The sequence below is a fragment of the Streptomyces roseirectus genome, from assembly GCF_014489635.1.
Taxonomy (GTDB): domain Bacteria; phylum Actinomycetota; class Actinomycetes; order Streptomycetales; family Streptomycetaceae; genus Streptomyces; species Streptomyces roseirectus.
The window spans coordinates 2,237,176-2,257,902 of the sequence record NZ_CP060828.1 but is presented as its reverse complement, the minus strand read 5'-3'; the positions used below and the strand labels follow the sequence as shown (position 1 = coordinate 2,257,902).

At 69.4% G+C, this 20,727-nt stretch carries 15 protein-coding genes and 1 pseudogene; 10 read left to right on the top strand and 6 right to left on the bottom strand.

Going from position 1 to position 20,727, the window contains the following annotated elements:
• Positions 1-122: 122 nt before the first annotated feature.
• A pseudogene (locus tag IAG44_RS09250) lies at positions 123-1,436 on the bottom strand (IS1380 family transposase); the annotation flags it as partial.
• Positions 1,437-1,530: 94 nt separating this feature from the next.
• Between IAG44_RS09250 and IAG44_RS09245 the strand changes: the two are divergent.
• Positions 1,531-2,336, top strand: a protein-coding gene (locus IAG44_RS09245; RefSeq protein ID WP_187746648.1) for an IS5 family transposase whose coding sequence is annotated in 2 segments (ribosomal slippage) — positions 1,531-1,873 and positions 1,873-2,336 — 807 coding nt in all. Because the reading frame shifts where the segments join, the coding sequence is not laid out codon by codon here.
• Between the two features lie 90 nt (positions 2,337-2,426).
• On the opposite strand, the gene IAG44_RS43400 is transcribed toward IAG44_RS09245, so the two are convergent.
• Positions 2,427-2,675, bottom strand: a complete 249-nt coding sequence (locus IAG44_RS43400; protein ID WP_246561597.1) for a hypothetical protein — start codon at positions 2,673-2,675, stop codon at positions 2,427-2,429.
• Between the two features lie 352 nt (positions 2,676-3,027).
• Between IAG44_RS43400 and IAG44_RS09235 the strand changes: the two genes are divergently transcribed.
• Together IAG44_RS09235 and IAG44_RS09230 are read left to right on the top strand one after the other, a co-directional pair.
• A complete protein-coding gene (locus tag IAG44_RS09235) occupies positions 3,028-3,600 on the top strand; it encodes a hypothetical protein (protein WP_187746647.1) in 573 nt (190 codons plus the stop codon).
• Between the two features lie 116 nt (positions 3,601-3,716).
• Positions 3,717-5,798: a M48 family metalloprotease gene (locus IAG44_RS09230; protein ID WP_187746646.1), complete on the top strand. Its 2,082-nt coding sequence runs from the start codon at positions 3,717-3,719 to the stop codon at positions 5,796-5,798.
• 991 nt (positions 5,799-6,789) lie between these two features.
• Here IAG44_RS09230 and IAG44_RS09225 read toward each other — a convergent pair.
• A complete protein-coding gene (locus IAG44_RS09225; protein ID WP_187746645.1) occupies positions 6,790-8,319 on the bottom strand; it encodes a helix-turn-helix domain-containing protein in 1,530 nt (509 codons plus the stop codon).
• Positions 8,320-8,482: 163 nt separating this feature from the next.
• Between IAG44_RS09225 and IAG44_RS09220 the strand changes: the two genes are divergently transcribed.
• Positions 8,483-9,064 carry a short chain dehydrogenase gene (locus IAG44_RS09220; RefSeq protein WP_187746644.1) on the top strand — a complete coding sequence of 194 codons (582 nt, stop codon included), beginning with the start codon at positions 8,483-8,485 and terminating at the stop codon, positions 9,062-9,064.
• A gap of 73 nt (positions 9,065-9,137) precedes the next feature.
• Here the strand turns inward: IAG44_RS09220 and IAG44_RS09215 are convergent, their stop codons facing one another.
• Positions 9,138-10,073 carry a Vgb family protein gene (locus IAG44_RS09215; protein ID WP_187746643.1) on the bottom strand — a complete coding sequence of 312 codons (936 nt, stop codon included), beginning with the start codon at positions 10,071-10,073 and terminating at the stop codon, positions 9,138-9,140.
• A 114-nt stretch (positions 10,074-10,187) separates the two neighbouring features.
• On the opposite strand from IAG44_RS09215, the gene IAG44_RS09210 reads away from it, so the two are divergent.
• From IAG44_RS09210 to IAG44_RS09195, 4 genes are all read left to right on the top strand, one after another.
• Complete coding sequence (locus tag IAG44_RS09210) at positions 10,188-11,030, top strand: SDR family oxidoreductase (protein ID WP_187746642.1); 843 nt, start codon at positions 10,188-10,190, stop codon at positions 11,028-11,030.
• Positions 11,031-11,100: 70 nt separating this feature from the next.
• Positions 11,101-11,619 (top strand): DUF3291 domain-containing protein, encoded by a 519-nt coding sequence (locus IAG44_RS09205; RefSeq protein ID WP_187746641.1) that lies wholly within the window; start codon positions 11,101-11,103, stop codon positions 11,617-11,619.
• Positions 11,620-11,791: 172 nt separating this feature from the next.
• Positions 11,792-14,506, top strand: a complete 2,715-nt coding sequence (gene acnA, locus IAG44_RS09200) for an aconitate hydratase AcnA (RefSeq protein WP_281404282.1) — start codon at positions 11,792-11,794, stop codon at positions 14,504-14,506.
• 249 nt (positions 14,507-14,755) lie between these two features.
• Positions 14,756-15,820, top strand: a complete 1,065-nt coding sequence (locus IAG44_RS09195) for a lytic polysaccharide monooxygenase auxiliary activity family 9 protein (protein ID WP_187752592.1) — start codon at positions 14,756-14,758, stop codon at positions 15,818-15,820.
• A gap of 312 nt (positions 15,821-16,132) precedes the next feature.
• On the opposite strand, the gene IAG44_RS09190 is transcribed toward IAG44_RS09195, so the two are convergent.
• Together IAG44_RS09190 and IAG44_RS09185 are read right to left on the bottom strand one after the other, a co-directional pair.
• Positions 16,133-16,837: a DUF1775 domain-containing protein gene (locus tag IAG44_RS09190; protein ID WP_187746639.1), complete on the bottom strand. Its 705-nt coding sequence runs from the start codon at positions 16,835-16,837 to the stop codon at positions 16,133-16,135.
• A 737-nt stretch (positions 16,838-17,574) separates the two neighbouring features.
• A complete protein-coding gene (locus tag IAG44_RS09185; protein ID WP_187746638.1) occupies positions 17,575-18,570 on the bottom strand; it encodes an acetylxylan esterase in 996 nt (331 codons plus the stop codon).
• 228 nt (positions 18,571-18,798) lie between these two features.
• Here IAG44_RS09185 and IAG44_RS09180 point away from each other — a divergent pair, with 228 nt between their 5' ends.
• Both IAG44_RS09180 and IAG44_RS09175 read left to right on the top strand, forming a co-directional pair.
• Positions 18,799-19,791 carry an ABC transporter permease gene (locus IAG44_RS09180; RefSeq protein WP_187746637.1) on the top strand — a complete coding sequence of 331 codons (993 nt, stop codon included), beginning with the start codon at positions 18,799-18,801 and terminating at the stop codon, positions 19,789-19,791.
• Positions 19,788-20,714 carry a carbohydrate ABC transporter permease gene (locus IAG44_RS09175; protein ID WP_425508432.1) on the top strand — a complete coding sequence of 309 codons (927 nt, stop codon included), beginning with the start codon at positions 19,788-19,790 and terminating at the stop codon, positions 20,712-20,714. Before IAG44_RS09180 ends, IAG44_RS09175 begins: the two co-directional genes overlap by 4 nt.
• Positions 20,715-20,727 lie beyond the last annotated feature (13 nt).

Sequence of the window (20,727 nt, the reverse complement as noted above, 5' to 3'; positions counted from 1 at the left end):
GTGAGTGTCGGTGGGGATTTCGGAGTCTGGGCAGGTTGAGAGCCCGGCTGTCGCGTCGGGTGTGCGTCGGGTTCCACGGCTCCGGTTGGCTCGTGCTGCTCGCAGAGATGGGAAGGTGCTGGTCAGCCTGGGTTCGGGAGGGCGTGAAGCCGGTCCAGAGCGTTGGTGATCACGTCGGTCCAGGGCCAGTGCCCTGCGAGGCGGAGGGTGCGGCGGCGGCCGGTGGTGACGAGCTGGGCAGCGGTGGAGAACAGCCGAAGCCGCAGGCGGCGGGGCTCCCAGAGTCGAGCGGTGCCGGCGAGGGCGAGCAGAGGCATCCAGGCCAGCAGGTCCAGGGCGATCTGGACGATCTCCAGTCAGATCTGGTTCTGCGCGGCGTCGTGGAGGGGGGAAGTTGCGCAGGCCGGTGGCGTGGGCGGCGCGGATGCGGTCCTCGGCCCGGGCCCTCTGCCGGTGGCGCAGTTCGAGGGTGGCGATCGCCTCGCCGGGGGTGTTGGTGGCGAAGCAGGTCAGCCGCATGCCGTCGGCGTCGGTGAAGCGCAACTGGGCGTCGGGGTGCGGCCGTTCCTTGCGCACGATCAGCCGCAGTCCCTTCGGCCGGCCCGTCAGGCAATCGCTGCCGGCGTCGATCTCGGCGACCCAGGCGCCGTCGCGGATGTCGCCGTCGGGTTCGACGGCCGGCGTCCAGGCCGAGGCCGGGACCTTCAGGACGGCCTGGTGGATGGCGTCGGTGATGGTCATGCCGGCCGAGTACGACAGCCACCTCCCGCGCTGGGTGAGCCAGGCGACGAACTTGTGGGTGCCGCCGCCGGAGTCGGTGCGGATCAGCGTGCGGCGTCCGCGACGGAGCCGTTTGGGCAGCTGGGCCAGGGGCAGCCTGGTGGCCTTGATGTGGTCGGCGGCGGTGTTGGAGCCCGCTTTGCCGGGCCGCAGCAACCCGACGACCGGCTCGCCGGACCCGCCCGGGCCGTGGTCGACGAACCCCATCAGCGGGTGGTGCCCGAAGGTCTTCTTCCAGGTCGCGGCGGCGTCCTGCTTCTCGGAGTGCGTGATGACGAGGACGCCGTCGATGTCCACGATCACTCCCCCAGAGGGGGTACCCCCAGCCTGCCCGCGTCCGGCGCCGTCTGGTCGGCCAACTTCCAGACGTGTTCGCGTACTTCGGCGCGGGCCGTGCGCAGTGCGGTCAGGGCCTGCTTCCCGCCCCGGGCGAGCAGGTCGATGAGTCGGGAGACCGTCGGGTCGGAGGCCACCGGCCCGAACACAGCGGGCTCCGCCCGCAGCATGCCCACATCGGCCAGGCAGTCCCCGCCCAGCGCGACCGCGAGGGCGATGTCCAGGAGGACCTTTCCCGGGTCGTGGACGGCCCGCTGCTTGCGCCACGGGGCGAGTGCCTCTGATATCGCCGCATCCAGGCCGGTCTTGCGGACCGTTTCGCGATCACCAGCCGGACAGCCCGCCTCATGAATGATCGAGGCTAAGAGGTCGTCTCATGTGGTGATGGTGCGAGCTGCGGCATGATGTCTCTTCGTGAGTGCCGATCTGTCGCAGCGGCTGGTTCCTGATGGTCTGTGGGAACTCGTCGCCCCTCTGCTGCCGTCGTTCAACTCCCGCCCGCAGGGAGGCGGTACCGCTCCCCTGGACGAGCGTGCCGTGTTCACAGCGGTGGTGTACGTGCTGACCAGCGGGTGTGCCTGGAGGCATCTGCCGGAGACGTTCGGGGTGTCACCCGCGACGGCGCACCGCCGGTTCACCGCGTGGACGGAGGCGGGGTTGTGGCGGCGACCGCACCGGGCAGTGCTGGACGAACTCGGCGCCCGGGGCGAGACCGACTGGACCTCGGCGATCGTGGATGCCGCGTCGGTGCGGGCGAAAAGGGGGGTTCGCCGACCGGGCCGAACCCGGTCGACCGCGGCAAGAAGGGCGGCAAGCCGCACGTGCTGTCCGAGGCCCAGGGCCTCCCGCTCGCCGTCGCCGTGTCCGGCGCGAACATGCACGACAGCCTCGCCCTCAAGCCGCTGGTCCGCGGCATACCCGCCATCCGCTCCCGGCGCGGGCCCTGTCGGCGTCGCCCGGTCAAACTCCGTGCCGACAAGGCGTACTTCTCCGCCGACCATCTCTCCTGGCTGCGCGAACGGGGGCTGGTCCCGCGCATCGCCCGGCCCGGCATCGAGTCCGGCGAACGGCTCGGCCGGCACCGCTGGAACATCGCCTGGCTCTTCGGCTACCGACGTCTCACCGTCCGGTACGAGCGATACGGCTCCCACTTCCTCGCCTTCCTCGGCCTCGCCGCCACCCTCACCTGTTGCAAGAAGCTCGCGAAACTCGCCACGTGAGACAACCTCTAAGCTCCGCTGCTCGACGACCCGGGTCACGAGCCTTGTCCAAGCCGTCCTGGTCCTCCAGCTGACTGCCAAGGACTGAGATCAACCCGCAGCATTCACCAAGTCCGTCAACTCGGCTTCCGTCGTCCCAGCCCTCAGACGAACGTCGAAGGTGTAACCCTCATTGCAGAACACCAGGTCAAGGTCCGTGGGCGCCAGCCTGCGGAAGACGATCGCCAACCAGATCGCGTCTTCCTCCCAGACCTCCATGTACAGACAGGTACCGTCCTCGTGCAGATAGGCCCCACCTGGGCCGTTCTCGGTCTCGAACTGCCATATGAGGGTGCGCACTTCGCTGCGTTGCGTCGAGTCGATCTCGACCCCGGACCACCGGGCACGGATCGCATCTGTCAGACCGTCCCGATCGATGCGTCATCCGCCCGCATCACCCTCGACCACCGCCAAGAACGTCATAGCCAGGGTCTACCAGACCCCCGTGGCACAGCGTCGATCGGCTGTCGCCTCAAGTTGGAATGGGCTCAGTGGCGATTCAGGCGGAGTTTCGTTCGGAGGCTTGAAGGCATGGATGCCGATGTGGTCGCGAACTGTCAGGGTCGATCACTTTCTGGTGTTCAGCCTTCGGGGGCGCGGCGGGTCCCTACGGTGGCGTACTTCGGATCGGCGGGCGGCGGGGGAGAGACGTATGCGGGAGATGTTCGGGCGCGGGCGGAAGGTGTACGCGGTTCCGGTGCCTCGGGAAGAGGACAGGGTGGTGTTGGAGAAGCTCGGGCGGGAGGTGCTGGGCGAGCTCGGTCCTGAGGATGTACTCAGGTGCGAAAGGCTGCTCAAGGAGTTCCGTGCCGATCCGCAGGCCATGGCCGGTTCGCGGCGTCGCCCGCCCGTGGGTATGGGGACGAGCGTGCCGGACTTGGCCGCGTATGTGTTTCCGGCTGTCGCGTGGGTGCTCGGTGCGGTGAGTCAGCGGGTGGCCGATAGCGTGATGGACGTCGTCGGTGAGGTGACTCGGCGGAAGGTGGCCCGGCTGCTGGAAAGGCGTCGGGGGAGGGACGGGGCGGATTCCCGGGGTGCCGCTTCTGGCGTCGGAAGTGCCGAGGGGGACGACCTTCCCGTGTCCGTAGCTGAGAAGGCGGCCCTCGTCACGGCCTTCACGAACGTCTTCGCGGTCAGGCTCGGACTGGACGGCGATTACGCGAGGGAGTTGGCCGAGGCCATCGTCGAGGCGATGGCGGGCGTTCGCGGACCAGATGCGCCGTGACTGGGGCGGATGGCTCCGGGATACCGTCCCCGTCGTCCCGTCATCGTGCGCCGGCACGAACCGACCGCCTCCGCTCGGGAGCGATCTCACCGACCGGTGCCCGGTACCTCCTGCTGGTGGCGGCGTTGCTTCTCGCGGGGGCGTTCGCAGGGACGTTGGTGCACGGTCAGTTCTTCGGGACGGCGTGGGCGACCAAGGCGGCGCACTGCGCGAAGGAGGCGGCGGAGAGGGTTCCCGGGGAGGGCTTCGCGCAGGAGGTGGAGCGGAACGGGTACGAACAGAGGTGCGTCAGGCCCGTCCAACAGAGGCTGCTCGGTGTGTCGTTGGCAGGATCGGCGCTGGTGGTTCTGCTCGGGGCGGTGGGGCTGTGGGCCCTGCCGAGGGCGGCGCTGCGGCGCGCGGGCCCGCTGGAGCCCGTCCCGCAGGAGTGGCAGGAGCGCGTGGCCCGTGCCGCCGCCGGCCTCGGGGTACGGCGTCCGCCGAGGGCCGTGTGGGCGGGGCCGAAGTACGAGGAACCGTTCACCGCGGGAGGCGCCCGCGCCGTCACCGTCGTCCTGCCACGCGGCACGCAGCGGCTCAGCGACCGGTACGCCGACGCCGTCATCCGGCACGAGGTCGCGCACGTCGCCGCCGGGGACGTCGGGCTCGTCTGGCTGACGAGGGGAGCGCTGGTGGCGGCGTCGGCGGTGCTGCTCGTGCCGCCGGTCGTCTTCGTGGCGCAGCAGGGGGTGGACGGCGGGCGCCTGTTCTGGGGGGAGTACGGGGGGCGGGCGCTTCTGCTCGTCGGCCTCGTTCTTCTGCTCTCCCAGATGGTGTTGCGGTCGCGTGAGCACGAGGCGGATCTGCTGTCCGTGCGTGGCCGGTCCGCCGACGGGCTGACGTCCTGGCTGGCCAGGGCGGAACGGGCGCACCGGAGCCTCGGTGAACGACAGCCGAGCCCCGTGCAGCCCTGGTGGGAACGTCTCCTCGCCAACCACCCACCCCTCACCCGCCGTCTGACGGTGCTCGGCCTGCCCTACCAGCACCTCCTGCCCACCTGGTTGGATGCCGCCGCCACCGGTCTGCTGGGCGCGATCACCCTCGACTCGGTGACCTCACTCGCCCAGACGGGCTTCACCGGTACACCGCTGCTGCCGTACGCCTTCCTCACCGGCGCCCTCGCGGCTGGCACGCTGATGTCGCTGGCTTGGGGAGCCACCGTGTGGCGGAGCGCCTGGGGCACCGAAGGGAATGTGTCCGTGCCACGCCGGGCCCTCCTCGCTCTTGCGGCGGGCACGGCGCTGGGGCTCGTCGTACGCCTCCAGGCCACCGGGACCGCGCTGAGCGGTTCCGCATCGCTGACCTGGCCGCCCCTGGTCGTCCTCCCGCTGGCGGTGGCCTCTGCGGGTGCGCTGAGCGCGCCGTTGGCCGGGATGTACGTCCGTTCGCGGCGTACGGCGCCGGGTGCGCTCGTCGTCCTCGTCACGTCCGTGGCCGTCAACGCCGCGCTGTTCGTCGGTGCCTTGCGCGTCGCTCAGGAACTCGCCCTGTGGGTCGGCGTGTTCGGGTGGCGGTCCCTCGGCGCCCATCTCTCGCTGGCGGGGGTGTACTCGGTGAGTGCGACCAGTACGGCGGTCGGACTGGGCTGTCTGGCCCTGGCGGTGCTGTGGTGGAGCGTGCGGCGGGGGCTGGGGGAGGGAACAGGGCGGTCCGCCTGGCTCATGCCGCTCTCGGCGGCCGGGGCCTCGGCCGCCGGTGCGGGCGTGGTCCGGGGCGTGGTGTCGGGCGGGGGCGACTTCGAGGCGGTTCTTCAGTACGACCGTTGGGTGGCCGCCATCGCCGGTCTCGCCGCTCTGGTGGCGATCTGCGTGGCCGGTGGCGGAGCGTGGCTCGGGTGCGCCCTCTGGGCCGCTCCGCTGGCGACGGTCCTCACCTCGGGGGGCCTGTGGTTGGCGCGCTCTTGGTTCTGGACGCGTCCGGTGGATCCGATCGGCGCCGGGGAGTACGTCGGTACGGCTCTGGCTCAGCTCGCCCTGATTTTCGTCCTCTTGGCGCTTCCGCTCGTGTTGGTTGCCTCGTTCGCGCGGAGAGCCGGGTGGGGGAGAGGGATGGTGCCTGTCGTGGCTGCCGGGGTGGCTGGTGTGCTTGCTCTGGTGGTGGTGCGTTCGGAGGGAGTGTTGCTTTCTGTGATTCTCATGGGTGCGGGTGTATCGGGCTGAGATGGCTCAGTCACACAGTCGTCCGTCAGGTGCGGGCTGCGGTTCAGCAGCAGGACCTGGCAGACCACCATCGGCAGCAGTTGGTCGTCCTCGTGGCCCAGCCGGTAGCCCCATCCTGCGAGCACGGTGCGGATCCGGTGGATCTCGCCGTCCACGCGGTTGCGGCCGAAGACGCGCCAGGCCAGTGCGAGACGGCCGAACTTGCCAGCTTGCAGAAGTCGGCGAAACCGCCGAGCAGGAAGGCGTGCGCGGCCAGTTGGGGACGCGCCGCCGCCTCTGCCCAAACAGAGATTGCTCGTGTGAAAGCTGTCCCGTACGTAGACGGCAACATGGGTGCGGTTCGCCCGAGTGAGGGCACAGCTCATGGAGAGCGGCACTACATGTCCCGGAGACCTGCCGTGGGGCACTCTCTGGCAGTGGACGCACTGGCTTGCCGAAGCTCTTGAGTCAGGTCCCCGGACGGCGTGCGGAGCGAGGGACATCCCAGGGAGTTTCCAGGGACTTTCCGCCGCGTAAGCAGGGAAGGCCCTGACAGCGCCGAAAGACACGAACGCGCTGGTCAGGGCCGTCCCCCTCAACACTCGATGATGTTGACTGCCAGCCCCCCCACGCGCCGTCTCCTTGTACTTCACAGACATGTCCGCACAGGTGCCCTGCCTTGCCGGCCTCGATGTACGCGTCCGCCTTCCCGCCTCATCGGCAGGTCGGCGACGGCGGCACGCATTTCACTATTCGTCTCGACGTGCTCCCGGGCAGCACCGTAGGTGCGAACATCGCGAGGCATGTGGTGAGCACTCTCCGTGAGGGCTGACGCATGCTCAGACGCCCCTGACGCATCGCCACCAACTCAAGATCATCTTGCATGCGCGCTGCACAAGGTGATGAAAAACAGCGCTGATCGATGCAGGCTCCCGAAAGGGAGTAACAGCAGGTCAGAAGCCATTCAAGAGTGCCGTGCCCTCCACCTCCCAGGAGCACGGCACCCCACCGATCAGATGTCCCGGAAGATCTCGATCTGTGCCCCGATCGAGTTGAGGCGTTCCGCCAGGTCCTCGTAGCCCCGGTTGATGACGTACACGTTGCGCAGGACGGACGTCCCGTCGGCGGCCATCATCGCGAGGAGGACGACGACGGCGGGCCGCAGGGCGGGCGGGCACATCATCTCGGCGGCGCGCCAGCGGGTCGGGCCTTCGACCAACACCCGGTGCGGGTCGAGGAGTTGGAGGCGGCCGCCGAGGCGGTTGAGGTCGGTGAGGTAGATCGCGCGGTTGTCGTAGACCCAGTCGTGGATGAGGGTCTTGCCCTGCGCGACGGCCGCGATCGCCGCGAAGAAGGGGACGTTGTCGATGTTGAGGCCGGGGAACGGCATGGGGTGGATCTTGTCGATCGGCGCCTCCAGCTTGGACGGCCGGACGGTGAGGTCGACCAGCCGGGTACGGCCGTTGTCGGCGACGTACTCGGGCGTGCGGTCGTGGTCGAGCCCCATCTCCTCCAGGACCGCCAGCTCGATCTCCAGGAACTCGATCGGCACCCGGCGCACGGTCAGCTCGGACTCGGTGACGACGGCGGCGGCCACCAGGCTCATCGCCTCTACCGGGTCCTCGGAGGGGGAGTAGTCGACGTCGACGTCGATGTCCGCCACGCCGTGCACCGTCAGCGTCGTCGTCCCGATGCCCTCGACCCGGACGCCGAGCGCTTCCAGGAAGAAACACAGGTCCTGGACCATGTAGTTGGACGACGCGTTGCGGATGACGGTGACCCCGCCGTGCCGCGCGGCGGCCAGCAGCGCGTTCTCGGTGACCGTGTCCCCGCGCTCGGTCAGCACGATCGGGCGGTCCGGGCGGACGGACGGGTCGACGACGGCGTGGTACTGGCCCTCCGTCGCCGCGATGTCCAGGCCGAAGCGGCGCAGCGCGATCATGTGCGGCTCGATGGTCCGCGTCCCGAGGTCGCAGCCCCCGGCGTACGGCAGCTTGAACCGGTGCACCTCGTGCAGCAGCGGGCCGAGGAACATGATGATCGAGCGGGTGCGGACGGCGGCCTCCGCGTCGATCGCCGCGAGGTCCAGTTCGGCGGGCGGGACGAGTTCCAGGTCGACGCCGTCGTTGATCCACCGGGTGCGGACGCCGATGGACTGCAGCACCTCCAGGAGGCGGTAGACCTCCTCGATGCGGGCGACCCTGCGCAGGACCGTGCGGCCCCGGTTCAGCAGCGAGGCGCACAGCAGCGCCACGCACGCGTTCTTGCTCGTCTTGACGTCGATGGACCCCGAGAGGCGGCGACCGCCGACGACGCGCAGGTGCATCGGGCCCGCGTAGCCGAGCGACACGATCTCGCTGTCCAGGGCCTCACCGATTCGGGCGATCATCTCAAGGCTGATGTTCTGGTTGCCCCGCTCGATCCGGTTCACGGCACTCTGGCTCGTGCCGAGCGCTTCCGCCAGTTGGCTCTGTGTCCAGCCACGGTGCTGACGGGCGTCACGGATGAGCTTGCCGATGCGTACGAGGTAATCGTCTGCCATGAGGCTGAGGTTATCTCAGATATGAGATGGCGCCCGCCGAGGGGTCCGTTCGGGTGAACGGAGCGGGCCGAATGGCGTCAGGTGACGCAATGCCTGAAATGCCGTTACGCGTGCCCCTTCTGGAACCGCGTACCCCGTTTCCGGGCCCTGGCATCCTCGGGGCATGCGCGTACTGGTGATCGGAGCGACGGGAACCATCGGCCGAGCGGTGACACGGGAGCTGGAACCCCGCCACGAGATCCTGCGGGCCTCCAGAAACGGCCCGCTGACGGCTGACCTCACCGACCCCGCCTCCCTGGACGCCCTCCTCGCCGGCACGGGCCCGCTCGACGCCGTCGTCTGCTGCGCCGCGAGCGGCCCACTGGTCCCCCTCACCGACCTCGACGCCGTCGGCGACGCCGAGTTCGCCGCCGGCCTCCACGGCAAACTCCTCGGCCAGATCGCTCTCACCCGCCGGGCCGCCACACACCTCGCCGCCCCGGCCTCCCTCACCCTCACCGCCGGCACCTTCCCCGGCCCGCTCCCCGACGGCTCCCTCGGCGCCCTCGTCAACTCCGCCCTCGAAGGCTTCGTCCGCAACGCCGCGCACGAACTCCCGCCCGGGGTACGCCTGAACGCCGTCAGCCCCGGCTGGGTGAGGGAGACACTGGGCTCACCGACAGAGGGCACGCCGGCCGCCCAAGTGGCCCGTGTCTACGCCGACTTGGTCGAAGGGGACGGCACGGGCGAGGTGGTCCGCGTGTGAGAGCCGCACGGGCTCGCGGGCGTGTTCGTGACGGCCGACACCGGTGCTTGCGAGGCGGGGGAGCGCCCGGCGCTCAGGGCGCTTCCGCAGCCGGGGTGACGCGGGTGATCGTGCCGGCCTCCTGGGCCGTCCAGAGGGTGCCGGCCGGGCCGAGGGCGATGCCGTGGGGTTCGGAGGCGGGCGTGAGGAGGTCGTAGCCCGTCACCTCCCCCTCAGGGGTGATGCGGGCGACGCGGTTCGCCGCCCACTCCGTGAACCAGCAGGCCCCGTCCGCCCCGGCGACGATCGCGTGGGGACGGGAGGCGGGGTCGGGAAGGGGGAACTCGGTGACGGTGCCGGCGGCGTCCACGCGGCCGATCCGCCCCACGCCGATCTCCGTGAACCACATCGCCCCGTCCGGCCCGGCGGCGATCCCGACCGGCCCGGCACCCGGCGTCGGCAGCTCGTGGACGCTCACCGAACCGTCGTAGTCGATGGACGCCACCGCGTTCGCCCGGTTCAGCGTGCACCAGAGCCGCCCGTCGGGGCCCGCCGCGATGGCGGAGGGGAAGGCGCCGGCGAGGGGGAGGGGGTACTCGGTGACGTCCCCCTCAGGAGTGATGCGGGCGACACGGTCGACGGCGGACTCCGTGCACCACAGAGCCCCGTCCGCGCCGACGACGATCCCGTAGGGGCCCGCCTCGGGGGTGGGCAGCGCGAACGACGTCACCTCCCCCTCAAGGCTGATCCGGCCGACCCGGTGCCCCCGGAACTCCGTGAACCACAGAGCCCCGTCCGGCCCCGGCGTGATGACGGTCGGCCCGGTGTCGGGGGAGTCGAGGGCGTGGACGGTGACGTCGCCGTCCGGCGTGAGACGCCCGACGCCCCCGCTGTGCACCAGCGTGAACCAGAGGGCGCCGTCGTCCCCCAGGGCGATCCCGTAGGGGCCGGCACCGGGGACGGGGAACTCGGTGAGGTGAGCGTGAGCGTGAGAGCCAGCGTGAGAGCCAGCGTGAGCGTGAGCGGACATGGGCGCCGATGCTAGACGCGCAGCAGGACCGCCCGCCTCCCGTTGACGACCTTGACCTCAAGCGAAGTTGAGCCCCTAGCGTCCGAACCACCGACGACCAGGGAGAACACGGCGATGATCCTCGTGACCGGCGCGACCGGAAACCTCGGGCGGGCACTGCGCGGAGAGCTGAGGGACGTCCCCATGAGGGGACTCACCCGCGACCTGAAAGGCGCGTCCCGCGCGGACTTCCCCGAGGCAGTGGAAGGCGACCTCACCCGCCCGGAAACCCTCACCTCCGCCCTGGACGGCGTGACGTCCCTGTTCCTCCTCCAGGGCACCGGCGCCGAGGAAGCCGTCCTCGCCGAGGCGGAAGCGGCCGGCGTCCGCCACGTGGTCCTGGTCTCCTCGATCACCGTGGAGACCCACCCCCACCTCCCCGCCGCCGCACGCAACCTCACGGTGGAGCACGCTCTCCAGTCCTCAGGTATGACATGGACGATCCTGCGCCCCACCCAGTTCGCCTCGAACACCCTCTGGTGGGCCCCCGGCATCCGCGCCCACGCCGAGGTCCGCGCCCCCTACCCCGACACCGGCCTCCCCACGATCCACCCCGCCGACATCGCCTCCGTGGCCCACCGAGCCCTGACGGACCCGGCCCACCACAACCGCACGTACGCCCTGACGGGCCCGGCCCGCGTCGCGGTCCGGGACCAGGTGACGACCCTGGCGGAAACCCTGAACCGCGAGATCACCCTTGTGGAACTCACCCGTGCGCAGGCCCACCGCGCCATGACGGCCCACCTGGACCCCGAAACGGCGGACGCGATCCTGGACCTCACCGGCGGCGACGTGAACGAACCCCTCCTCCGCGTCCGCGACACGGTGGAGAAGATCACCGGCACCCCGGCCCGCACGTACGCACAGTGGGCGGCGGAACACGCGTCCGCCTTCCGGCAGAGGCCATCTGACCAGTGAAAACGCAACTTCGACACCGCCCGCCGAGGCAGCTACCGTCCCCTGACGCACCCCGACCAGGGAGAGACGCATGGCCCGCCTCGCTCAGTACACCTTCGGCGTCCTGAAATCCCCGCTCGCCGACCCCTCACCCCTCACGCGCGAGTTCTACGACCTGGGAGGGACCGTCTACCAGACGATCAGCCGCCACCCCGGCTACCTCGCGCACGCCGAACCGACGGACGCCGCCCGGGGCGAACTCTTCGGCGCGGACTGGGGCGCGTGGGGAGAGTTCGCCGTACCGGAGTGGTACGACAAGGGCCGCACCCCGGACACCACCGCCCTCGCCGCGACCCTCTCCCTGTGGACCGACCCGCGTTCCGCCTTCGACGCCGTCTACACCGGCCCGCACCGCACGGCCCTGACCAGGCGCTACGACTGGTTCGAACGGACGGACCACCCGAACCACGTCCTCTGGTGGACCCCCGACGACGCGACCCCCACCTGGCAGGACGGCGTCTCCAGACTGGAACACCTCCACACCCACGGCCCCGCACCGCACGCCTTCACCCACGCCGGTATGACGCCGGACACCCGCCCCCGGGCATGACCAGCCAGCCCCTATGTACTAGAGTTATCTCGACATCGAGATATCTGCCGAGGCGTACCGAAGCCGCCCCCTCTAGTAAGGGTTACCTAACTTAGCCCTACCTTAGCGGATCGGCCAAGCAGGCGTGGCGGCAGGATGCGGTGGTACGCGCACATCAATGAAGGAGACTGTCGTGTCGGCGAACAGCTTCGACGCCCGCAGCACGCTCAGCGTGGGCGACGAGTCGTACGAGATCTTCCGGCTGGACAAGGTGGAAGGCTCGGCCCGCCTTCCGTACAGCCTGAAGGTCCTGCTGGAGAACCTGCTCCGTACCGAGGACGGCGCGAACATCACCGCCGACCACATCCGCGCCCTCGGCGAGTGGGACTCGCAGGCCCAGCCGAGCCAGGAGATCCAGTTCACGCCCGCCCGCGTGATCATGCAGGACTTCACCGGCGTCCCCTGCGTCGTCGACCTCGCCACCATGCGTGAGGCCGTCGCGGCGCTCGGCGGCGACCCGGCGAAGATCAACCCCCTCTCCCCGGCCGAGATGGTCATCGACCACTCCGTCATCGCCGACAAGTTCGGCACCAACGACGCGTTCAAGCAGAACGTCGACCTGGAGTACGGCCGCAACAAGGAGCGCTACCAGTTCCTGCGCTGGGGCCAGACCGCGTTCGACGACTTCAAGGTCGTCCCCCCGGGCACCGGCATCGTCCACCAGGTCAACATCGAGCACCTGGCCCGCACCGTCATGGTCCGTAACGGCCAGGCGTACCCGGACACCCTCGTCGGCACCGACTCGCACACCACGATGGTCAACGGCCTCGGTGTGCTCGGCTGGGGCGTCGGCGGCATCGAGGCCGAGGCCGCGATGCTCGGCCAGCCGGTCTCGATGCTCATCCCGCGCGTCGTCGGCTTCAAGCTGACCGGCGAGCTGCCCACCGGCACCACCGCCACGGACCTCGTCCTCACGATCACCGAGATGCTCCGTAAGCACGGCGTCGTCGGCAAGTTCGTCGAGTTCTACGGCGAGGGCGTCGCCGCCACGAGCCTCGCCAACCGCGCCACCATCGGCAACATGTCGCCGGAGTTCGGCTCGACCGCGGCGATCTTCCCGATCGACGACGAGACGATCAACTACCTGCGTCTGACCGGCCGTTCGCCCCAGCAGCTCGCGCTCGTCGAGGCGTACGCCAAGGAGCAGGGCCTCTGGCTGGACCCGAAGGCCGAGCCCGACTTCTCCGAGAAGCTGGAGCTGGACCTCTCGACGGTCGTCCCCTCGATCGCAGGACCGAAGCGCCCGCAGGACCGCATCGTCCTCGCGAACGCCGCCCAGCAGTTCGCCTCCGACGTCCTCAACTACGTCGACACCGCCGACGAGGCCGGCAAGGAGTCCTTCCCCGCCTCCGACGCCCCGGCGTCCACCAACGGCGTCCCGTCCAACCCGGTCACCGTGACCGCCCCCGACGGTTCGACGTACGAGATCGACCACGGCGCCGTCACCGTCGCCGCGATCACCTCCTGCACCAACACCTCGAACCCGTACGTCATGGTCGCCGCCGCGCTCGTCGCGAAGAAGGCCGTGGAGAAGGGCCTGACCCGCAAGCCGTGGGTCAAGACCACCCTCGCGCCGGGCTCGAAGGTCGTCACCGACTACTTCGACAAGGCGGGCCTGACGCCGTACCTCGACAAGGTCGGCTTCAACCTGGTCGGTTACGGCTGCACCACCTGCATCGGCAACTCCGGCCCGCTGCCGGAGGAGGTCTCCAAGGCCGTCAACGACCATGACCTCGCGGTGACTTCGGTCCTCTCCGGCAACCGGAACTTCGAGGGCCGGATCAACCCCGACGTCAAGATGAACTACCTCGCCTCCCCGCCGCTGGTCGTCGCGTACGCCATCGCCGGGTCGATGAAGGTCGACATCACCACGGACGTCCTGGGCACCGACACCGAGGGCAACCCGGTCTACCTGAAGGACATCTGGCCCTCCGAGGCCGAGGTCAACGACGTCGTCGCCAACGCGATCGGCGAGGACATGTTCTCCAAGTCCTACCAGGACGTCTTCGCGGGTGACGCCCAGTGGCAGGCGCTGTCGATCCCCGAGGGCAACACCTTCGAGTGGGACCCGCAGTCGACCTACGTCCGCAAGCCCCCGTACTTCGAGGGCATGACGATGGAGACCACCCCGGTCTCCGACATCACTGGCGCCCGCGTCCTCGCCAAGCTCGGCGACTCGGTCACCACCGACCACATCTCGCCCGCCGGCGCCATCAAGGCCGACACCCCGGCCGGCAAGTACCTCACCGAGCACGGTGTGGAGCGTCGTGACTTCAACTCCTACGGCTCGCGCCGAGGCAACCACGAGGTCATGATCCGCGGCACGTTCGCCAACATCCGCCTGCGCAACCAGATCGCGCCGGGCACCGAGGGCGGCTACACCCGCGACTTCACCCAGGCCGACGGCCCGGTGTCGTTCATCTACGACGCCTCGCAGAACTACCAGGCCGCCGGCACCCCGCTGGTCATCCTGGGCGGCAAGGAGTACGGCTCCGGCTCCTCCCGCGACTGGGCCGCCAAGGGCACCGCGCTCCTCGGCGTCAAGGCCGTCATCACCGAGTCGTACGAGCGCATCCACCGCTCGAACCTCATCGGCATGGGCGTCCTCCCGCTCCAGTTCCCGGCCGGCCAGAACGCCGACTCCCTCGGCCTCACCGGCGAGGAGACCTTCTCCATCACCGGCGTGACCGAGCTGAACAACGGCACGACCCCGGCCACGGTGAAGGTCACCACGGACACCGGCGTCGAGTTCGACGCGGTCGTCCGCATCGACACCCCCGGCGAGGCGGACTACTACCGCAACGGCGGCATCATGCAGTACGTGCTGCGCAGCCTGATCCGCAAGTAAGGCTTCCAGCAGGGCAGTTGAGGGCCGTATCCCCGCACTCCGGGGGTACGGCCCTTTGCCGTTCCCGTTTACAACTTGGCCATCCAGCGCTACCTTCCCGCACAGATGGGGTGGGAGCGCTCCCACCACAGGTGGACCGGAACCCGCCCGGGAGCGCCCCCGCCCCACCCGCACCCAACTCCCCATCCCCGTACGGCCCGTACAGGAAAGGACGGCTCCATAGCCATGTCCCCCACCCCCACCAATGGCATGATCACAACAGGGTTATCGAGGCGTCCCCGCGCCCGGTCCCTGCTCCTCGTGCTCGTCTCCCTCCTCGCGCTCATCCCGGCGATGGGCCTGATCGTCACGACGGGCGGCAAGGCGGAAGCCCACGGCACCCCGATGAAGCCCGGCAGCAGAACCTTCCTGTGCTGGCAGGACGGCCTGACCGACACGGGTGAGATCAAGCCGGTCAACCCGGCCTGCAAGAACGCCCAGCAGGTCAGCGGCACGACGCCGTTCTACAACTGGTTCTCGGTGCTGCGTTCGGACGGCGCCGGCCGCACGCGGGGCTTCGTCCCGGACGGCCAGCTCTGCAGCGGCGGCAACACGAACTTCACCGGCTTCAACGCGCCCCGCAACGACTGGCCGCTGACCCACCTGACGTCCGGCGCGCGGATGGACTTCTCGTACAACGCGTGGGCGGCGCACCCGGGTTGGTTCTACGTGTACGTCACGAAGGACGGCTTCGACCCGACGAAGACGCTCACCTGGGACGACATGGAGCCGTCGCCGTTCCTGAGTGTCGACCACCCGGCGCTCAACGGTTCCCCGGGCACCGTCGAGGCCAACTACTCCTGGGCCGGCAACCTCCCGTCGAACAAGTCGGGCCGCCACATCATCTACATGGTCTGGCAGCGCTCGGACAGCGCGGAGACCTTCTACTCCTGCTCCGACGTCGTCTTCGACGGCGGCAACGGCGAGGTGACGGGCATCCACGAGCCGGGCAACCCGAACGAGCCCGTGCCCGGCACCTGCACCGCCACCCGCCGCACGACCGGCAGTTGGAGCGGCGGCTACCAGTCCGAGGTCACCGTCACCAACACCGGCGACGTCCCGATGCTCGGCTGGATGGTCAACTGGACGCTGCCCACGGGACAGCGCGTGGACAGCCTCTGGAACGGCGCGGCCACCTACACCGGCCAGGACGTGATGGTCCACAACGCGGGCTGGAACGGCTCGCTGAGTCCGGGCAGGAGCGCGACCTTCGGATACGTGGTCACCGGAGCGAACAGCGACAGCACGACGAGTCTGCCCTGTCGCGTCGGCTGACCAACTCCGGGAAGCCGTAAGGAAAACCGGGCTGCTCCGGGCGGACCCGGTGGCATCGAGCCGTGTGCCACCGGGTCCGCGAGCCGGACGACCCCACGGGGGGGGAGGGGGCCGTCCGGGGAGGTCCCCGACGTCCGGACGACGACACGGACTTCGGGGAGTGCGGCGGGACAACGTCATCGGCGGATAACGTTGTCGGAAGGTCTGTACTTGTACTCTACAGGCTCAACGGCCAGTGCAGTCAAATGAGTTGGGGCTCGACGGCACTCGTGCGGGGTCGGGTGGTGATACTCCGCCCGACCCCGCCCGCCGTCACTCCGCCGCCTGCCCCCGACGCCGGACGACGAGGTAACCGACGCCCGCCGCGACGACCCCGCCCGCGCCGATCGCGGCCCAAGTGCCGCCGGACATACCGCCGTTGTCGTCGCCGTCAGCCTCGGAGGCGACCGGAGAAGGGGAGTCGGAGGCCGGTGCGGGGGTGGACGGGGTGGGTGCGCTGGGTGTGGGCGCCGGGCTGGTCTCCAGCGCCGCCGCCCTCAACTTCAGTACGGGCGCCGGGTTCCCGCTGTGACTGTGGTCGCCCTCCTCCTCCGTCGCGCCGTGCTCGTCCAGCTCGATCCAGCGGTCCACCTTGCCGTCGCCGTACGTCTGGAGCGTCTTGAACACCAGCTCCTCGGCGTCCGGCAACTGCTTGACCGCCACGGCCACTTCGACGTCCTCCCCGACGGGCAGCGGAGCCCCCTTCACCCGGAACCCGTCCGAAGTCGCCGACAGCGCCCACGACTTGGGCCCGCTCTCGAAGCTGACGTCCGCCGGCGCGATCCCCTTCGGCAGCACGACCCGCAACTCCGCGATCCCGGCCGACGCCGACTCCGACTCGGCGGACAGGGTGAGCGTGACGTCCTTCGCGAGGGCCCGCGGGTTGTCGGCCTTCACCTCCACATGCGCGGCAGCCGACTGGGCCCCGATGACCACCAGCGCACCGGCGGCGAGCAGGACGAAACTCTTCTTGAACATGACGATCTCCAGGCAGGGTTGCGACACGAGCGGCCCCAACGACCGCCCGATCAAGGTGAGTTGACGAACCTCGACCACCTGGGCGGTCCCCTGCGCACCACGACATGAGCCAACACCACCCCACCGGCACGCCGACCCGGCACCACCCCACAGACCGCCCCGACCCCACCCCAGGGCAACCCAGGAGCACCCCCCAAGGCCCTCCGGACAACCCTCACCCCCCGAGCGATCCGCCAGCACACAGCATCGGCCCGCTGAAGCAACACGGCGACGAACAACGCGGCGAGAACATGCCCGAGGGTCATACCCCAGGAGCTGTGAGCGGCCACGGTCTCGGAGCCATGGTGAACATGCCCCGCATGGGCGTGCCCCGCTGCCAGCCACTGATGCAGCCCACCCTGAGCAAGCACACAGGCGAACGCCACCACCGGCAGAGACCGAGGCCGCCGCACCCCGAACAGCCCGAGCAGAAACAGCACCACGGAACCCACGAAAACCCGCTGCCAGTGGGGAGGTTCGTCGGCGACGAGATGATGAGCGGTGGAGCCAAGAGCAGCCCCGACAGCAGCGAAAAAACCGGCGCGAGCCACAGGCATCGGCGCGTAAGCGCCGTCTTTCAGGGGCGCGGGGCCGTATTGATCTGCGGCTCCGCCGCGGGGCGCGAACGGCCACGACGAACCCGCACCCGCCCCCGAACCCCACCGCATCCCACTCATAGTCCGCCCATCATGAAGCACTCACCCCCCTTCGAACACCCCCGCCAACCACTCCAGCTGCAACGCCACATGCACCGCTTCCCCACCCTCGTGCCCGTTGTACGCGTACGTATGAATCTCCCGCCGAGGCGACGAACCCCCCACCTCCCCATACCGGTTGAACGCCGCGAACGCCCCGCTCGGCGGACACACCCGATCCCGCAGCCCCGTCCCGAAGTGCGCGTGCGCCCGAGCCCGCCGGGCGAACGACACCCCCTCCACATAGGACAACGTCCGATAGGCGGCCCGCTCAACTCCCCGGTGAACGGAGAGATACGTGGCGATCTCCCCGTAGGGCCCCGCGTCGGTGAGTTCCAGTGACCGCCGGATCCCGCACAGCAGCGGCGCGGTCACCAGCGCGGCGGCGAGGTCGGGCACGAGCCCGGCGACGGCCAGCGCGAGCCCGCCGCCCTGGCTGTTCCCGACGGCGGCGACCCGGGACGCGTCGACGCCGGGCAGCGTCCGCACGGCCTCGACCGCCCGCACCGCGTCGGTGATGAGCCGCCGGTAGTGGTACTGGTAGGGCTCGAGGATCCCCCGCACGACCACCCCGGGACCCCCGGCGACGACGGGTCCGAGGTCGACGGTCCCGCCGCCCCCGCTGCCGTAGCTGTCGCCCTGCGCCCTGTTGTCCATGAGCAGGTGCGCGTACCCGGCGTTGACCCAGGTGAGCCGTTCGTGGGGCAGTCCCCGCCCCCGCCCGTACCCGGCGTACTCGACGACCGTCGGCAGGGCTTCGCTGACGCCGGCGGGACGGCTGTACCAGGCCCGCACGGGATGCCCGCCGAACCCGGGGAAGGTGACGTCCCAGGTCTCGGTCAGCTTCAGTCCGCTGGTGACGGGCTCGGCGGTGACGCGGAGCGTGTTCTCGGCGGCGGCCTTCAGCGTTTCGTGCCAGAACTCGTCGAAATCGGCGGGTTCGTCGAGCGGAGGCCGGTAGGACTCCAGATCGATCAGCGGCAGATCGAACGCGGCCACGGCGACACCTCGCAGGGATCGGTTACGGAATGGAAACTTGCGGAGCTGAGAAGGGTCGGACCCCCCTGTCATACCCGTCCGCGCACGCTTCCAACGCACCACCGTCTCCTGAGGAATCTCCTGCATGACCCATTGACAGCGCTTTCTGGGTGCCCATAAGTTGCCGCGAAGTTACCGGTAAGAGCTCGAAAGTTTCGGTTCCGCGTCCCCGCTCCGGGAGGCCCGAGCATGAGCACCTCCACCACGTCGGCGCCCCCGCCGGGCACCCAGGACCCACCGCCCACGAAAACCACCGGCGGTGCCAAGCGGCCGTCCGCGCGCCGCAGTTGGCGCCGGGCGCTGCGCCGCGACTGGCAGCTGTACTCGCTGGTGATCCTGCCGCTGCTGTTCTTCCTGGTCTTCCGCTATCTGCCGATGGTCGGGAACGTCATCGCCTTCCGCAGGTTCGAGCCGGGCGGCTCGATCCTGGGCGAGCAGTGGGTGGGCCTGCGCTATGTGCGCATGTTCCTCAGCGACCCGACCTTCTGGCAGGTCTTCCGCAACACACTGTGGCTGGGCCTGCTGACCCTCGTCTTCTGTTTCCCGATCCCGATCGTGCTGGCGCTGCTGCTGAACGAGGTGCGCCGCACCGCGCTGAAGCGGTTCGTGCAGTCGGTGTCGTACCTGCCGCACTTCCTGTCGATCGTGATCGTCGCGGGCATCACGATGCAGATGCTCGCGACGGACGGCCCGGTCAACCACGTCCTCGGCTGGTTCGGCCACGATCCGATCCGTTTCATCCAGGAACCCGAGTGGTTCCGCACGGTGTACGTCGGCTCTGAGATCTGGCAGACGGCCGGCTGGGGCACGATCCTCTACCTCGCCGCCCTGACGACCATCGACGACGACCTGTACGAGGCCGCCCGCATCGACGGCGCGAACCGGTGGCAGCAGATCTGGCACGTCACCCTGCCCGGCATCAGACCCACGATGATCACGCTGCTGATCCTGAACATCGGCACGTTCATGGCGGTCGGCTTCGAGAAGATCCTGCTGCTCTACAACCCGCTCACCTATCCGACCGCCGACGTCGTCTCGACCTACCTGTACCGGGCCGGCGTCGAGTCCAACAGCTTCAGCTACGCGGCGGCGATCGGCCTGTTCGAGGCGGTCATCGGGCTCGTCCTCATCACCTCCGCGAACCAGCTCTCGCGCCGCACAGTGGGGACCAGCCTGTGGTGAGCACCGTGAAGACCCGGCCCGCGAAGAGGCCCGCGAAGCCCCGGACGTCCGTGAACCAGCCGACGCGCGGCTACCGCGTCTTCCAGGGCGTCAACGGCGTGATCCTCACGGGCGTCGTCGTGCTGACGCTGTACCCGTTCCTCAACATCGTCGCCCGCTCCTTCAGCGGTGAGCGCGAGATCCGTTCGGGCGAAGTCACCCTGTGGCCCAAGGGGTTCGACCTCACGACGTACCGGATCGTCATCAACGACGGGACGTTCTGGCGCAGTTACGGCAACACCGTCTTCTACACGGTCGTCGCGACCGCCGTCGCCATGATCCTGACGACGTGTTACGCGTACGTCCTGTCGAAGAAGGACCTCAAGGGGCGCGGTTTCCTCGTCGGCGTCGCGGTGTTCACGATGTTCTTCTCCGGCGGTCTGATCCCCAACTACGTCCTCGTCACGAGCCTGGACCTGAAGAACTCGGTGTGGGCGATCGCCCTGCCGAACGCGATCAGCGTGTTCAACCTGCTGGTGATGAAGGCGTTCTTCGAGTCCCTGCCGAGGGAGCTGGAGGAGGCCGCCGAGATCGACGGGCTCAGTACGTACGGCATCCTGCTGCGGGTCGTGCTGCCGCTGTCGAAGGCCGTCGTAGCGACGATGATCCTGTTCTACTCGGTGTCCTTCTGGAACTCCTGGTTCCAGGCGTTCCTCTACATGGACCGGACCGACCTGATGCCGGTCACCGTCTATCTGCGCAACATCATCGCGGGCGCCACCGGGGCCTCCAACGCCGGTGCCACCACCGAACAGGGCACGCAGGTCGCGGCGAGCATCCAGGCCGTGACGATCGTGCTCACCTCGCTGCCGATCCTGTGCGTGTACCCGTTCGTGCAGCGCTACTTCGTCTCGGGCGTGATGCTCGGCGCGGTCAAGGGCTGACCGCTTCCCCATG